This window comes from Streptomyces oceani, from assembly GCF_001751245.1.
In the GTDB taxonomy this organism is placed as follows: Bacteria; Actinomycetota; Actinomycetes; order Streptomycetales; family Streptomycetaceae; genus Streptomyces; species Streptomyces oceani.
The window spans coordinates 293,563-307,719 of the sequence record NZ_LJGU01000114.1; the positions used below are offsets into that span (position 1 = coordinate 293,563).

The following is a 14,157-nucleotide window of genomic DNA, read 5'->3' on the forward strand; positions in this document are numbered from 1 at the left end:
GGCCGGTCAGAGGTACTGGCACACGCCGCGCGGGGTGTACTGTCCGTGCCCGGCACGCCCGGTGAACTCCCGCCGGCGCAGCACGGTCTCGCCCCGCGAGAGCACGGTCTCGACCTGACCGGTGATCCGCTTTCCCTCGTAGGCGGAGTAGTCGACGTTCATGTGGTGGGTGTCCACGGACAGGGTGTGCTCGGCCGTCGGGTCGTACAGCACGATGTCGGCGTCCGAGCCGGGCGCGATGGTGCCCTTCTTGGGGTAGAGCCCGAACATCCGGGCGGGCGCGGCGGCGGCCAGCTCGATCCAGCGGCGGCGGCTGATGTGCCCGTCCAGGACCGCCTGGTGCAGCAGGTCCATCCGGTGCTCGACGCCCGGCATGCCGTTCGGGATCTTGGAGAAGTCGCCCCGGCCCAGCTCCTTCTGTCCGACGAAGCAGAAGGGGCAGTGGTCGGTGGAGACGACCTGGAGGTCGTTGGTACGCAGCCCGCGCCACAGCACCTCCTGGTGCTCGCGGGGCCGCAGCGGGGTGCTGCACACGTACTTCGCGCCGCCGAAGTCCGGCTCCGCGAGGTTGTCCGTGGACAGGAAGAGATACTGCGGGCAGGTCTCGCCGAAGACCGGCAGGTCCTTGTCCCGGGCGGCGGCCAGCTCGGCCACCGCCTCGTCGGCGGAGACGTGGACGACGTACAGCGGCGCACCGGCGACCCGGGCGAGCTGGATCGCGCGGTGCGTCGCCTCGGCCTCCAGCACGACCTTGCGGACCTCGCCGTGGTAACGGGGGTCGCTGCGGCCGGCCGCGAGGGCCTGCTCGACCAGCACGTCGATGGCGATGCCGTTCTCCGCGTGCATCATCGTCAACGCGCCGTTGTCGGCCGTACGCTGCATGGCACGCAGGATCTGGCCGTCGTCGCTGTACATCACGCCCGGATAGGCCATGAACAGCTTGAACGAGGTGATGCCCTCCTCGACGAGCAGGTCCATCTCCTTGAGGGTGTGCTCGTTGACGTCCGAGAGGATCATGTGGAAGCCGTAGTCGATGGCGCACTGCGCGTCGGCCTTGGCGTGCCACTGGTCCAGGCCCTCGCGCAGCGCGTGGCCGCGGGTCTGGACGGCGAAGTCGACCAGTGTGGTGGTGCCTCCCCAGGCGGCGGCCCGGGTGCCGGTCTCGAAGGTGTCCGAGGAGAAGGTGCCGCCGAACGGGAAGTCCATGTGGGTGTGCGCGTCGACGCCGCCCGGGATGACGTACTTCCCCGTCGCGTCGATGGTCTCCGTCGCGGTCCAGCCCTGGGCGTAGTCGCTGCCGGCGGCGGCGACGGCGACGACCCGGCCGTCCTCGATCAGTACGTCGGCGTGCGTCTCGTCGGCGGCCGTGATGACCAGACCACCGCGGATGACGGTACGGCTCATGCTGGTGCGCTCCCTTGGAGTTCGGCCTCGGCGGTGCGCAGGGCGCGTTCGAGGATGCCGGCGCCCTCCTCCGCCTCGGCCACGGTCAACGACAGTGGTGGCGCGATACGCAGGGCGCTGCCCCCGCTGGGGCTGCCGCCCTTGCCGATCAGCAGTCCGCCCTCCCGCGCGGCCTCCAGCACCAGGGAGGCCGCGGGCAGGGAGGGCTCGTCGGTGCCGGGGTGGACGAGTTCGACTCCGGTCATCAGGCCCCGGCCGCGCACTTCCCGTACGACGCCCAGACCGGCGGCGGCCTCCCGCAGGCGCTCGCGCAACAGGCCGCCGACCCGGCGGGCGTTGCCCTGGAGGTCGTGCTCCAGCAGGTAGTCGAGGTTGGCTCGGCCGGCGGCCATGGTGACGGGGCTGCCGCCGAAGGTGGAGATGCTGTTCGCGTCGAGGCAGTTCATGATCTCGGCGGGGGCGACGACGCCGCCGACGGACATGCCGTTGCCGATGCCCTTGGCGAAGGTGAGCATGTCCGGCGGCCCGGCCTGGTCATGGGCCTGCCAGCCCCAGAAGTGGTCGCCGGTGCGGCCCCAGCCGGTCTGCACCTCGTCCGAGATCCACAGGATGCCGTGCTCCCGCAACACCTCGCGGAACGCGGCGTACAGCCCGTCCGGCGGTGCGGTGAACCCGCCGACGCCCTGCACCGGTTCGGCGATCAGCGCCGCCGCTCCCCCGCGCGTCTGGCCGAGCATGTCGCGCAGGTCGGCGACGCAGGCGGCGGTGAAGTCCGCGTCGTCCAGTTCGGCGAACGGTCCGCGGTGCCGGACGCCGCCGTGTACGTACAGCGTGCGCAGCGGGGAGAGGCTCGTCGGAGCCCAGGACTGGTTGCCGGTGACGCCGACGGCGGAGAAGGACCGGCCGTGGTAGGCGTTCCGCATCGCCAGCACCTGGTTGGAGCGGCGGTAGGTGGTGGCGAGCAGCAGCGCGGCGTCGTTGGCCTCGGTGCCGGAGGTGGTGAAGAAGACCCGGGCGTCGGGGATGCCGGACAGCTCCGCGATCCGCTCCGCCAGGTCCACCATGGGGCGGTTGAGATAGAGGGTGGAGCTGTGCAGGATGCGGCTGGCCTGCTCGTGGACGGCCTTGGTGACCTCAGGCAGCGCGTGCGCCGTCATGGTGGTCAGGATGCCGCCGAAGAAGTCGAGGTAGCGGTTCCCCTCCGCGTCCCAGACGTGCCGGCCCTCGCCGTGGGTGATCTCCAGCGGGCGGTCGTAGTAGAGCGCGAGCCAGTCGGGCAGGACGGCGCGGTGCCGCTCGTGGAGTTCGCTCACGGCCGCACCAACCCGTCGTACGCGTCGGGGCGGCGGTCCCGGTAGAAGGCCCACTGCTGGCGGACCTCGTCGATCATCGACATCTCGAGGTCGCGTACGAGGAGCTCCTCCTGCTTGTCGCTGGCGGCGTCACCGACGAGTTGGCCGCGGGGGTCGACGAAGTAGCTGGTGCCGTAGAAGTCGTTGTCGCCGTACTCCTCGGTACCCACCCGGTTGATGGCGGCGATGAAGTACTCGTTGGCGACGGCCGCCGCGGGCTGCTCCAGTTGCCACAGGTACGAGGAGAGGCCGCGGGAGGTGGCCGAGGGGTTGTAGACGAGTTGGGCGCCGGCCAGGCCCAGCGCCCGCCAGCCCTCGGGGAAGTGCCGGTCGTAGCAGATGTAGACGCCGACGCGGCCGACGGCGGTGTCGAAGACCGGCCAGCCGAGGTTGCCGGGCTTGAAGTAGTACTTCTCCCAGAATCCCTTCAGCTGCGGGATGTGGTGCTTGCGGTAGGAGCCGAGCACCGTGCCGTCCGCGTCGATGACGACGGCGGTGTTGTAGTAGAAGCCGGACTGCTCGACCTCGAAGACCGGTACCACCAGCACCATCCCGGTCTCCCTGGCCAGTTCCCGCATCCGCAGCACGGTGGGGCCGTCCGGCACCGGTTCGGCCCACCTGTAGTGCTCGGGGTCCTGGACCTGGCAGAAGTAGGGGGCGTTGAAGACCTCCTGGAAGCCGATGATCCCGGCCCCCTGCCGCGCGGCCTCCCGGGCGTGCTTCTCGTGCTTCTCGATCATCGACTCGGTGTCGCCGGTCCAGGTGGCCTGCACCAGTGCGGCGCGTACAACATCGGGCATGATCGGCTCCTTTGTACGGGCGTCAGCCAGGCTTGACCCGCGTAGACCCGCCCCTACGAGGGGATCTCCGCAGGCTTGTGACCGTAAGTCCCGGCACCGGCGGCGGCAAGGGCATCGACGTCAGGTCGCGAGATCCGGCCGGGCGCGGTACGCGTACGGAGGAGCCCTCGTGACGGGGCCCGGCCGGGACGCCCACGGAGCAGCGGGCGACCCTGGGCACGCGGCGGCCGGGGAACGGGCCGTCCGCCCGCTCCCCGGCCGCCCGAAGCGTCCGTGAACCGCCGGGCGCTCGCTCAGTCCGTCGGGCGCACCACCTGTGCCGAGCCGCCGCCCCGCCGCTCCGGTTCGGCCGCCGCGCGCAGCCGACCGTCCTCCAGCACGCGGATGCCGGTGGCCGCGCCGATCTCCGGCGTGGTCTCGAAGCGATGCCCCAGCTCGGCCAGTTCGTCCCGTACCGGGCTGTCCGCCAACCCGGGCTCCACCTCGGTGGTCTCCGTGTTGCGTTGGGTGGCGCGGGGCGCGGCGAGCGCCTCCGGCAGGCTCATGCCCCGGTCGACGTGGTTGGTCAGGGTCTGCAACACCGTGGTGATGATCGTCGAGCCGCCCGGCGAGCCCAGTGCGAACGCCGGCTCGCCGTCCTTCAGCACGATGGTCGGCGACATCGAGGACCGCGGACGCTTGCCCGGGCCGGGCAGGTTCGGGTCCGGCACCCGGGCGTCGGCCGGTTCGAAGGAGAAGTCGGTCAGCTCGTTGTTGAGCAGGAACCCGCGGTCCGGCACGGTCATCGCGCTGCCGCCGGTCTGTTCGATGGTCAGGGTGTACGACACGACGTTGCCCCAGCGGTCGGCGACCGTCAGATGCGTGGTGCTCTCCCCCTCGTACGTCAGGGGCGCGACCTCGCCAGTCGACCCGCAGTCCTCCGGATCACGCGGGTCCCCGGCCGGCAGCGGGCTCGTCAGCGCCTTGTCGTCCTGGATCAGACAACCTCGGCTGTCCGCGAAGTCCTGGGAGAGCAGCCCCTTCGTGGGGACGTCCTCGTGCGCCGGGTCGCCGACCCACCGGCCGCGGTCGGCGTAGGCGATCCGGCTGGCCTCGATGTAGCGGTGCAGGTAGTCCCGTTCGTCGAGCTTGTCCAGGTCGAAAGACTCGAGGATGTTCAACGCCTCGCCCACGGTCGTGCCGCCGGAGGAGGACGGCGCCATCCCGTAGACGTCCAGGCCACGGTACTCGGAGCGGGTGGGCTGCTGGGCCTTCACGTCGTAGGCGCTCAGGTCCTCCGTGGTCATGTCGCCGGGCCGCACCCGGCGTTCGCTGTCCGGGGCCACCGGGGGCTTCCGGACGGTGCTCACGATGTCGCGCGCCAGGTCGCCCTCGTAGAGCGCCTCGGTGCCCTCCCGGCCGAGGAGGCGGTACGTACGCGCCAGGTCGGGGTTGCGGAGGGTGGAGCCGACCTCGGGCAGTTCGCCGTCGGGCAGGAAGAGTTCGGCGCTCGCGGGGAAGTCGCGGAAGCGTTCCTCGTTGCCGGCGGTCTGCTCCCGGAAGGTCTCGTCCACCGTGAAGCCGCGCTGGGCCAACCGTTGGGCGGGCCTCAGCGCCTCGCCGAGCGAGTTGGTGCCCCACTCGTCGAGCGCGGACTCCCAGGTGGCGGGAGTTCCCGGAGTGCCCACGCTGAGACCGCTGGTGACCGCCTCGTCGAAGGGCAGCGGCTCGCCGTCCTCCAGGAAGAGGTTCTTGTCGGCGCTCAACGGGGCCCGCTCCCGGCCGTCGATGGTACGCACCTCGCCGCTGTCCGCGTCGTAGTAGACGAAGTACCCGCCGCCGCCCAGGCCGGCCGAGTACGGCTCGGTGACGCCCAGCGCGGCTGCCGTGGCCACCGCGGCGTCCACCGCGTTGCCGCCGCGGCGGAGTACGTCGATCCCGATCGCGGACGCCTCCGGGTCCACGCTGGAGACCGCCCCGCCCCGGCCGGTGGCGACCGGGGACTTGGCCGGTGGCTCGTGCGCCCCGGCCCGCTCGGAGGAGCCGGAACCGCCGGGCGACCGGGCCGCCGAGTCCGCCGAGGCGGGCGCCCCGGGGACCGCGGCGCCGAGTGTCCCGACCGCCGCCACGGTGGTCAGTAGGGAGACTAGCCGGGTGGTGCGACGGCGCATCAGACCTCCAACGGTCACGCGAGTAAACACAGCTGCGGACGTACGAGTTGAGGGGCGTACGACATCCACGCGCGAGCCCGCGCACGCACGCGTCCGCCGTTGTGGGTGGTGCGCCTGTGACACCGGCGCGCGCAGCAGCGTAGCGCCGTACCAGCGCACGCGTCAGCATCCCGCGCACACAAGTTGTCCATGACATGTACGCTGCCGCCCCATGACTGACTACCTGCGCGAGATCGTGCTCGGCCTGCTCGTGGCCGGCGTCACGGGGTCGATGGGCTGGTTCGCGCGCACCTACCTGTGGCGGCGCAAGCTGCGCCGTAAGCAGCGCTTCCTGGGACTGCCGACCAACTCCGAGTGTGTGCTGGTGGTCAATCGTGAGGCCGGCACCACCGACCGGGTGGTCGCGCGCAACGACGTGTTCACCATGCTGGAACTGTCCGCGCTCATCAAGGACTGCGGCGCGAACGCGGACGTCATCGCGCACGACGTGACCCAGCAGGGCTTCGGCGAGCGCACGGAGTTCTGCGTGGGCGGCCCGGTGTCGAACCACCGGATGAACGCGCACCTGCAGTCCCTGCTGCCCGGTGTACAGGTGAACAACCAGCTGGCGGGCGGATCAGCGTACCAGGTCAGCTTCACCATCGGCGGCGAGCGGTATGCGATGGAGAAGGGCACCGCGGAGTACGTCCTGCTGGCGCGGCTGACCGCCGGTCAGGACTCCGACGGTCGGCCGGTGTTCCTGTTCTGCGGCCAGGCGTCGATCACCAACCAGGCCGCGGCCCGCTACCTCAGTCGGCAGCACACCCGGTTGTCTCGCAAGTACGGCCCGAACGGCACTTTCTGCCTCCTGTTGAAGGTGGTCAACTCACAGGCGTACGGTCCGGACGTGGTGCAGCTGGTCGGTGACGTGACCCGGGCGGCGACGACGGCGCCGGCTCCGGCGGGCGGCAACGGCGGGCGACGTGGCGGTCATCGCCGACGTGGCGACTCCGCGAGCCCCCAGTCCTCGGGTCAGTCCTCGGACAGTTCCGCGTAGATCTGGGACAACTCGGGCGTGCCGGTGGCGGCCCAGGCCCGCCCCTCCTCCAGCACGTCCACGTCCCGGCCGGCGGGCAGCACCACGATCGGCTGCCCGTCGGACCGCAGGCGCCACCTCGCGCCGGGGACCGTACGCACGATGACGGTGCCCAGGTAGTGCCCGGCGTCACCGCCCAGCCACTCCAACGCCTCGGGGTCGTCCCGCCAGCGCGGCACCAGTTGGTCGAGCGCGGCCAGGGAGTCCGGCTGGTCGTCCAGCTCCACTCCAGCCTCCTCGGCGTGCACCCGCAGCAGCTCGCACTCCGCGAGGAGTTCGGCGGCTCCCTCCGGGTCCCGGCTCAGAGCGTCGGCGAGGGGGGCGGCGTCCGCTCCCTCATGCCTCCTGCGCCAGTGCTCCACGAAGGGGATGTGCATAAGGCCAGCCTGGCATCCGTCCCGGCGGCGCGCCAGGCCAAGCACCGGGGCAACCGCGACACTCCCGTCATGAGCGGGGCGTCTTGACGCCACCTGTCCGTTTTCGTACTTTCACCGCGCACTTGTGGGATCAGCACGGCATCGCACCATCTCTCACCCGTGGATCCATAGAAGGGACACAGCGTGCGCGGACGCCTGTGGAGCATCCTGGTCACCGCAACCCTCCTCAGTACGGCCGTCCCCTCCCTCGCGTTCGCCGAGGCGGAGGACGCCACCACCCCGACGAGGCCAACGAGCGGACCGGCCAGCGCGTCTGTCGAACCGCGGCCGCTGCCGTGGTACTTCGACAACCGGGCTGTCAGTACGGACCCGGGCGCCGACGGGAGCGGCGGCGGCAGTACGCACGCGGACTTCGACGGGGCCGGCAACTCGCTGTCCGCGCGGGACCTGCGGGCCGCCGGCTGGCGTCCCGGGCGCGTACTCGGCATCGACGCGGCGCGGCTGCGCTGGCCGGACCGCTCGCCGGGGGAAGCGGACAACGTCATCGCGAACGGTCAGCACGTGGCACTGCCGGGCCGGGGCGACGCCGTCTCCTTCCTCGTCGCCGCCACCGCTCCCGGCAACCCCGGCACGGCGGTCACCGGCTCCGGAACCCTGCACTACCAAGGCGGCGGCAGCGCGGCCTTCCGGCTGCGCGCGCCGGACTGGCGGGCCGGGCCACTCAGCACCAAGTCCGTCGCCCTGCCGCACCTCAACACCGGCGGAGGCGGCCAGCGTGCGGAGCGGGTCAAGCTGTACACGGTGACGGTGCCCGCCGACCAGGACCGCACGATCCGCTCGGTCACCCTGCCCAGGGACCCGGGTCCGGAGGCCGACCTGCACGTCTTCGCCATGTCCGTGCGCGAGGGCGCACCCGGCTGGACGGGCAGCTGGTCGGCCAGCACCGCCGGTTACACCGACCTCGGCCGCTGGCGGGATCAGACGATGCGACTGGTCGTCCACACCTCCGTGGGCGGGCCACGGGCCCGTATCCGGCTGGCGAACACCTTCGCCGCCACTCCGGTGGAGATCGGCGCGGCCTCCATCGCCGTGCGCTCAGAGGGCGCCTCGGCAGCGCGGGCGCCCGTGCCGCTGCGCTTCGACGGACGGGAGGGGGCGACCGTACCGGCCGGCACGCAGGTGTTCAGCGATCCCGTCGGCTTCGAGGTGCCCGAGGACACGGACCTGCTCGTCAGCATCCACCTGCCCGGGGAGGTACGCGCGGCACCGGTGCACAGCGAGGCGATGCAGACCTCCTACCTGACCGAGGACGGCAGCGGCGACCGTACGGGCGCGAGGGACGGCGCGGCCTACACCCGGACGCTGGAGACCTGGCCGCTGCTGACCGGGGTGGACGTACGCGGCGGCCCGGGCTCGGTGGTGACGCTCGGCGACTCCATCACCGACGGTGTGGGCTCGACGTCCGGAGCCAACAACCGCTGGCCGGACGTGCTGGCGGACCGGCTGCTGAACCAGCCGACGAGGGACGACACGAGCGAGCCGGTGCCCGAGTACGGCGTGCTCAACCAGGGCATCTCAGCGAACCGGATCGTCACCGACCGCTATCCCGGCGGCGGGATCAGTGCCGACACCGGCGGAGTCAGCGCACAACACCGGCTGGAGCGGGACGTCCTGGCGCAGACCGGAGCGCGCACGGTGGTGCTCTTCGAGGGCGTGAACGACGTGCGCTGGGGAACCACCGCCGCGGAGGTGATCGCGGGCATGCGGTCGATCGCGGACCGGGCCCGGGAGCGCGGACTGCGGGTGGTCGCGGCGACGATCGCGCCGTGCGGCGGCTTCCCGGACTGCACGGCCGAGGTGGACGAGCGCCGCCGGACGGTCAACGCCTTCGTACGCGACAGCGGCGGCACCTTCGACGCCGTCCTCGACTTCGACCGGGTGCTGCGCGACCCGAACCAACCGGGGCGACTGCTGCCGGCCTACGACAGTGGCGACCATCTGCACCCCGGGGACACCGGCCTGCGGGCGCTGGGCGAGTCGATCGACCTGCGGCAGCTCGTGCCGGCTGGGTGACGGAGCGTACGTGCGCACCGAATCCTGCCGGGCCTCGGTCGTACCGTGCCTGGGCCGGGGACCAGACCGGCGGGACCGGCACGGCCCACGGCCCGGGTCACACCGCGATATCCACGACGACCGGAGCGTGGTCCGAGGGCCCTTTGCCCTTACGCGCCTCCCGGTCGACGTACGCGTCGGAGACGGCCTCCTCGAACGGGGCGTTGCCGTACACCAGGTCGATGCGCATGCCCCTGTTCTTCGGGAAGCCCAGCTCCCGGTAGTCCCAGTAGGTGAACGGCTGGTCGTACTTCAACGGGCGGGGCACCACGTCCGCCAGCCCCGTCTCCCGCAACGCCGCCAGCGCGGCCCGTTCCGCCTCCGTGACGTGCGTGGCGCCGTCGAAGCGGGACCGGTCCCAGACGTCCGCGTCCGTCGGCGCGATGTTGTAGTCCCCGAGCACCGCGAACGGCAGCTCGCCACCGGCTTCCTGCTCGGCGGCCTTACGCAGGGCGTCCAGCCACTCCAGCTTGTACTCGAAGTGCGGGTGCCCGACCTCACGGCCGTTGGGGACGTACACCGACCAGACCCGGATCCCGCCGCAGGTGGCCGCGACCGCGCGCGGCTCTCGCACGCCGTCGTACGCCGGAGCGTCCGGCAGCGCGGTCACCGGGGCCGCCAGTCCGACGCGGGAGAGCACCGCCACGCCGTTCCACCGCCCGTCGGCACTGATCACCGCCTCGTATCCCAGCTCGCGCAGCGGCTCGGCGGGAAACGCCTCCGCGGAGCACTTCAGCTCCTGGAGGCACACGACGTCGGGGGCGGTGCTCTCCAGCCAGGCCGTCAGCCGGGGCAGCCGGACCGTGACGGAGTTGACGTTCCAGGTCGCGATTCTCATGCGGGAAACCTACCTCCCGGCACTGACAGAGATGCTGGAGCCGGGTGCCAGCCGAGTGTGCTCGGCCCCGCCGACGCCGGGCCCGTCCGGGCCGAGCATCCGGCCGTAGATCCCGAAGGCCGGTTCCGCCAGCAGTCCGTCGTGCACGTCGAAGGCCCGCCGGGGCCGCACTTCCCGCAGGTAGTCGATGACCTCTGACACCTTGCTCCAGGGTGCCTGTACCGGCAGCAGGAGGGTGTCGACCGGGCGGTCGGGGACGGTGAGGGCGTCGCCGGGGTGGAAGACGGCGCCATCGACCACGAAACCGATATTGGCGATCCTGGGGATGTCCGGATGGATCACCGCGTGCAGCTCACCGTGCACCTCGACCTCGAAGCCGGCCGCCGAGAAGGTGTCGCCGTGCCCCACCGTGTGCACCCGCCCGGGAAACGCGGCGGAGATCTGGCCGGCGACACCGCCCAGGGTCCAGATCTCCGCCGCCGGGTTCGCCTCCATGGCGGCGCGCAGCCGGCTCTCGTCGAAGTGGTCCGGGTGCTCGTGGGTGATCAGCAGGACGTCCGCCCCCAGAGCCGCCTCCGGCTCGGTGAAGCCACCGGGGTCGATCACGAGGGTGTGGTCGTCCTTCGTCAGGCGCACGCAGGCGTGACCTTTCTTCGTCAGATCCATGCCCGCCATTGTCCTACTCCTCCGGTGTGGTCTCCTCCCGGATCACCCGTTGGGCCACCGCGAACGCCGCGTTGGCCGCGGGCATCCCGCAGTAGACGGCGGTGTGCAGCAGCACCTCCGCGATCTCCGCCGGCGTGAGCCCGTTCCGCAACGCGGCGCGCGTGTGGAACACCAACTCGTCGAGGTGGCCACCGGCGGTCAGCGCGGTGAGTGTCGCGACGGAGCGGGTACGCCGGTCGATGACCGGGCGGTCCCACACCTCGCCCCAGGCGTAACGGGTGACCAGGTCCTGGAAGTCCTGCGTGAACTCGTCGGTCCGCTCCATCGCCTGGTCGACATGGGCGTCACCGAGCACCTCGCGGCGCACCTTCATCCCGGCGTCGTACGGGTCCGGGCGCACCCCGACGTCGACCACGCCCGCCTCCAGCTCGGCGACGGCGGCCGCCGGCGGCGGCTCGGGAGCTATCACCGGCGCCGGCGCGGGAGGGCCGGCGGCCGACTGCTGCCAGGTGGTGGTCAGATGACGGATGAGCAGCTCCGTGACGGCTCCGGGCTGTTCCACCGGCACGAGGTGGGAGGCGCCGGGCACGATCGCGAGCCGGGCGTCCGGGATGCCCGCGACCAGGGCGCGGGCGTCCGCGGGCGGCGTGAGCTGGTCCTCGGCGCCGGCCATCACCAGGGCGGGCACGCCGATCCGGGAGAGTTGTGTGCGGATGTCGAAGGCGGCCAGCAGCTCGCAGGACGCGATGTAGCAGCCGGGGTCGGTCGTACGGATCATCTGCACCGCCCAGTCCACGATCGCGGGCTGGGCGCCCGCGAAGCTGGACGTGAACCAGCGCTCGGGCGTGCCGTTCGCCACCGGCTCCAGGCCGTTGGTTCGGATCACCACGCCCTGTTGGCGCCAGGCGTCCGGGGTGCTGTGCCGTGCCGAGCTGGAGACCAACGCGAGGGAGGAGACCCGGTTCGGGTGGTCCAGGGCGAGTTGGGCCCCGATCGCGCCGCCGAGCGAGGCGCCCGCGTACCCGAATCTGTCCACCCCCAACGCGTCCACGGTGGCGAGCAGTCGCTCGGCCAGCTCCGACGCGGCGGTAGCGGGGTGTGCCGGGGAGCCGCCGTGGCCGGGCAGATCGAACCGCAGGACCCGCCAGTGACGGGTGAGTTCGGGAATCTGCCGGTCCCACATGTGCCACGTCGCGCCGAGCGCGGGGGCCAGCACGAGCAGCGGCGCGTCCTCGGGGCCATCGATCCGGTGTTGAAGGGTCTTGGTCTCGCTCACCCGTTCACGCTACCGAGCCATACGGGCATTCCGCTTGCCGAGGCGGAAATCCGTACTGCGTGGTTCGTCACGCCTGTCGACTCCGCATCGGTCAGGGGCCGGTGAAGCGTACCGTGGAGACGACGTACACCCGTGGCCGTTCCTCAGCGGTGGTGTCCACGGTGATCTGTAGCTCGGGGTGTTGCTGGGACTCCTGGTACACCAGCCCGGCGTAGCTCCGGCCGGACTTGCCGAACTCCCAGCCGACGCGTTCCGCTTGTGCCTCGGACACGCCGCTCCAGGCACCCGTCCGCAGTTGGGAGCCGTTGGTGCCGACGTTGTGCAGGAACTTGTCCAGCTTCTCGTCCGTGATGCGGAACTGCACGTGCAGCGAGCTGGTTTTCCACGAGTTGGCCTCGTAGTGCGCCACGTAGCTGGCGCTCTTGGGCATGGGGACGTCGTAGATCCGCAGGTCGGCCTTGCTGGGTCGCTCCCAGGTGAGGTCGCTGAGCGCGGCCTCCCGCTGCTTCTCCTCGCCGCTGTCCCGGCTGACGAACGCCGCCTTGACCAGGAAGCCGGCCGGGACGGCGATCAGCAGCACGACGATCAGCAGCGTCACGATCCGGTGGCGTGGCCGGTGCGGCGGGCGCTGGCCGCCGGGCGGGGTGGTGGGGGTCCGGTCGTCCATCGGTTCCTCGTCCACCGGGTCGTGCGTGCCGGAGTCGGGGGTGGCGGAGGTGGTCACTGGCCTACCGCCCGGCGCAGGTTGTCGGCGGCGCGCTCGTACCGCTCGTAACGCTCCAGACGCCGCCGGTTCGCCCGGCGGAAGCGACGGGCGACCAGCCGGGCGAGGTCCGCGGCGCCGACCATCCCGGCCTCCGGCCCCAGTTGTGCTTTGACGATACGGGCCTCCGGCCGGTAGCCCCGTCCGGTCAGGTGCCGCCGAAAGGCGTCCCTGGCGGGGTCGATCAGCAGCTCCTCGGCCGCGCTCACCCCGCCCCCGATCACGAAGCACGAGGGATCGAGGGCCGCCGCGAGGTTGGCGATCCCGATGCCCAGCCACTGCCCGATGTCCTGGAACAGCTCGACGCACATCGCGTCGCCTTCCCGCGCCAGGTCCGTGATCAACGGTCCGGTGATCTGGGGGAGCTGGCCGCCGGTGCGCTCGATGATGCCGTACGCCACCGGGGACTCGGCGGCGGCGAGTTCACGTGCCTCCCGGACCAGGGCGTTCCCGGAGCTGTACTGCTCCCAGCAGCCGCGGTTACCGCAGGGGCAGCGGTGGCCGCCGGGCACCACCTGCATGTGCCCGAACTCGCCGGCCACGCCGTACTTGCCGCGCTTGACCCGGCCGTCCTCCAGGATGGCGCCGCCGATGCCCGTGCCCAGGGTGATCATCACCAGCTGGTCCTCGCCCCTGCCGGCGCCGAACCGCCATTCGCCCCAGGCCGCGGTGTTGGCGTCGTTGTCCACCATGACCGGCACCGCGAGGCGGGCGGTGAGCGCGTCCTTGAGCGGTTCGTCCCGCCAGGCCAGGTGGGGGGCGAACAGCACCCGGGACCGGTCGCAGTCCACCCAGCCGGCGGCACCGATACCGACGGCGTGCACGTCGTGCCGGTCCGACAGGTCCAGCACGAGTTCCGCGATGGTGTCCTCGACGACCTTGGGGCTCTTGGACTTGTCCGGGGTCTCGGCGCGCACCTTCTCCAGGATGTGCCCTTCGGCGTCCACCACCCCGGCCATCACCTTCGTGCCGCCGATGTCGATGCCCACCGTGGGCACCCGGGGGGCGGACTGCGGCGAGCGGCGCTCCCGTGTACTGACAGTGCGCAGCACCCGCGCGCTCGGGGCGCTCTGACGATAGGCCCGGTCACGGTACGTACTCACGCCGTGGCACCCCGTACGGGCGCGGCGCGGCGGTGGCTGCGGGTGAGTGCGCGCAACGGTCGTCTCGTCTCTTCCGGGGTCCTGGGAATGCTGGAGGGTGCCGGAGATGATGACGACGGTGGCCAGTCTCCGGTTCCCCTCCCGACACTGGGTGCTCGCGTGCTCGATTGTGCCACGGGCACGAAGGGTCGGTGTGAAGCGAGGTGGGACACCGAGCGAACAGTCACAGCGAGGTGGGACA

12 protein-coding genes are annotated in these 14,157 nt (G+C 71.6%); 2 read left to right on the plus strand and 10 right to left on the minus strand.

Annotated features, from left to right (window positions below):
* Nucleotides 1–6 precede the first annotated feature (6 nt).
* From hydA to ggt, 4 genes are all read right to left on the minus strand, one after another.
* Entirely contained in the window at nt 7–1,404 is a 1,398-nt protein-coding gene (gene hydA / locus AN216_RS08620; protein ID WP_070196002.1) for a dihydropyrimidinase, read from the minus strand.
* Nucleotides 1,401–2,717, minus strand: coding sequence for an aspartate aminotransferase family protein (locus AN216_RS08625; protein ID WP_070196003.1), 1,317 nt, complete (start codon nt 2,715–2,717; stop codon nt 1,401–1,403). Before AN216_RS08625 ends, hydA begins: the two co-directional genes overlap by 4 nt.
* A complete protein-coding gene (locus AN216_RS08630; protein ID WP_070196004.1) occupies nt 2,714–3,556 on the minus strand; it encodes a nitrilase-related carbon-nitrogen hydrolase in 843 nt (280 codons plus the stop codon). Before AN216_RS08630 ends, AN216_RS08625 begins: the two co-directional genes overlap by 4 nt.
* Before the next feature lie 293 nt (nt 3,557–3,849).
* Nucleotides 3,850–5,706 carry a gamma-glutamyltransferase gene (gene ggt, locus AN216_RS08635; RefSeq protein ID WP_070196005.1) on the minus strand — a complete coding sequence of 619 codons (1,857 nt, stop codon included), beginning with the start codon at nt 5,704–5,706 and terminating at the stop codon, nt 3,850–3,852.
* A gap of 211 nt (nt 5,707–5,917) precedes the next feature.
* Between ggt and AN216_RS08640 the strand changes: the two genes are divergently transcribed.
* On the plus strand, nt 5,918–6,742 hold the full coding sequence (locus tag AN216_RS08640; protein ID WP_070196006.1) for a hypothetical protein: 825 nt from the start codon (nt 5,918–5,920) through the stop codon (nt 6,740–6,742).
* Here the strand turns inward: AN216_RS08640 and AN216_RS08645 are convergent.
* Nucleotides 6,718–7,158, minus strand: coding sequence for a DUF6278 family protein (locus tag AN216_RS08645; RefSeq protein WP_070196007.1), 441 nt, complete (start codon nt 7,156–7,158; stop codon nt 6,718–6,720). The two genes, AN216_RS08640 and AN216_RS08645, sit on opposite strands and share 25 nt — an antisense overlap.
* 183 nt (nt 7,159–7,341) lie before the next feature.
* Here AN216_RS08645 and AN216_RS08650 point away from each other — a divergent pair, with 183 nt between their 5' ends.
* Nucleotides 7,342–9,231, plus strand: a complete 1,890-nt coding sequence (locus AN216_RS08650) for an SGNH/GDSL hydrolase family protein (protein WP_070196008.1) — start codon at nt 7,342–7,344, stop codon at nt 9,229–9,231.
* Between the two features lie 97 nt (nt 9,232–9,328).
* On the opposite strand, the gene AN216_RS08655 is transcribed toward AN216_RS08650, so the two are convergent.
* The 5 genes from AN216_RS08655 to AN216_RS08675 form a co-directional block, all read right to left on the minus strand.
* Entirely contained in the window at nt 9,329–10,108 is a 780-nt protein-coding gene (locus tag AN216_RS08655; protein WP_070196009.1) for an exodeoxyribonuclease III, read from the minus strand.
* A gap of 9 nt (nt 10,109–10,117) precedes the next feature.
* Nucleotides 10,118–10,774, minus strand: a complete 657-nt coding sequence (locus tag AN216_RS08660; RefSeq protein WP_070196125.1) for an MBL fold metallo-hydrolase — start codon at nt 10,772–10,774, stop codon at nt 10,118–10,120.
* A gap of 13 nt (nt 10,775–10,787) precedes the next feature.
* Nucleotides 10,788–12,050, minus strand: coding sequence for a bifunctional 3-oxoadipate enol-lactonase/4-carboxymuconolactone decarboxylase PcaDC (gene pcaDC, locus AN216_RS08665; RefSeq protein WP_070196010.1), 1,263 nt, complete (start codon nt 12,048–12,050; stop codon nt 10,788–10,790).
* Between the two features lie 91 nt (nt 12,051–12,141).
* Nucleotides 12,142–12,774, minus strand: coding sequence for a hypothetical protein (locus AN216_RS08670; RefSeq protein WP_244502370.1), 633 nt, complete (start codon nt 12,772–12,774; stop codon nt 12,142–12,144).
* Nucleotides 12,771–13,916, minus strand: a complete 1,146-nt coding sequence (locus AN216_RS08675; RefSeq protein ID WP_070196011.1) for an ROK family glucokinase — start codon at nt 13,914–13,916, stop codon at nt 12,771–12,773. The genes AN216_RS08670 and AN216_RS08675 overlap by 4 nt, the downstream gene beginning before the upstream one ends.
* Nucleotides 13,917–14,157 lie beyond the last annotated feature (241 nt).

Bases quoted from the DNA above. Each gene is read 5' to 3' on its own strand.
- AN216_RS08645 (WP_070196007.1), bottom strand. From the start codon at position 7,158: ATGCACATCCCCTTCGTGGAGCACTGGCGCAGGAGGCATGAGGGAGCG.
- AN216_RS08630 (WP_070196004.1), bottom strand. From the start codon at position 3,556: ATGCCCGATGTTGTACGCGCCGCACTGGTGCAGGCCACCTGGACCGGC.
- ggt (WP_070196005.1), bottom strand. From the start codon at position 5,706: ATGCGCCGTCGCACCACCCGGCTAGTCTCCCTACTGACCACCGTGGCG.
- AN216_RS08660 (WP_070196125.1), bottom strand. From the start codon at position 10,774: ATGGATCTGACGAAGAAAGGTCACGCCTGCGTGCGCCTGACGAAGGAC.
- hydA (WP_070196002.1), bottom strand. From the start codon at position 1,404: ATGAGCCGTACCGTCATCCGCGGTGGTCTGGTCATCACGGCCGCCGAC.
- AN216_RS08655 (WP_070196009.1), bottom strand. From the start codon at position 10,108: ATGAGAATCGCGACCTGGAACGTCAACTCCGTCACGGTCCGGCTGCCC.
- AN216_RS08640 (WP_070196006.1), top strand. From the start codon at position 5,918: ATGACTGACTACCTGCGCGAGATCGTGCTCGGCCTGCTCGTGGCCGGC.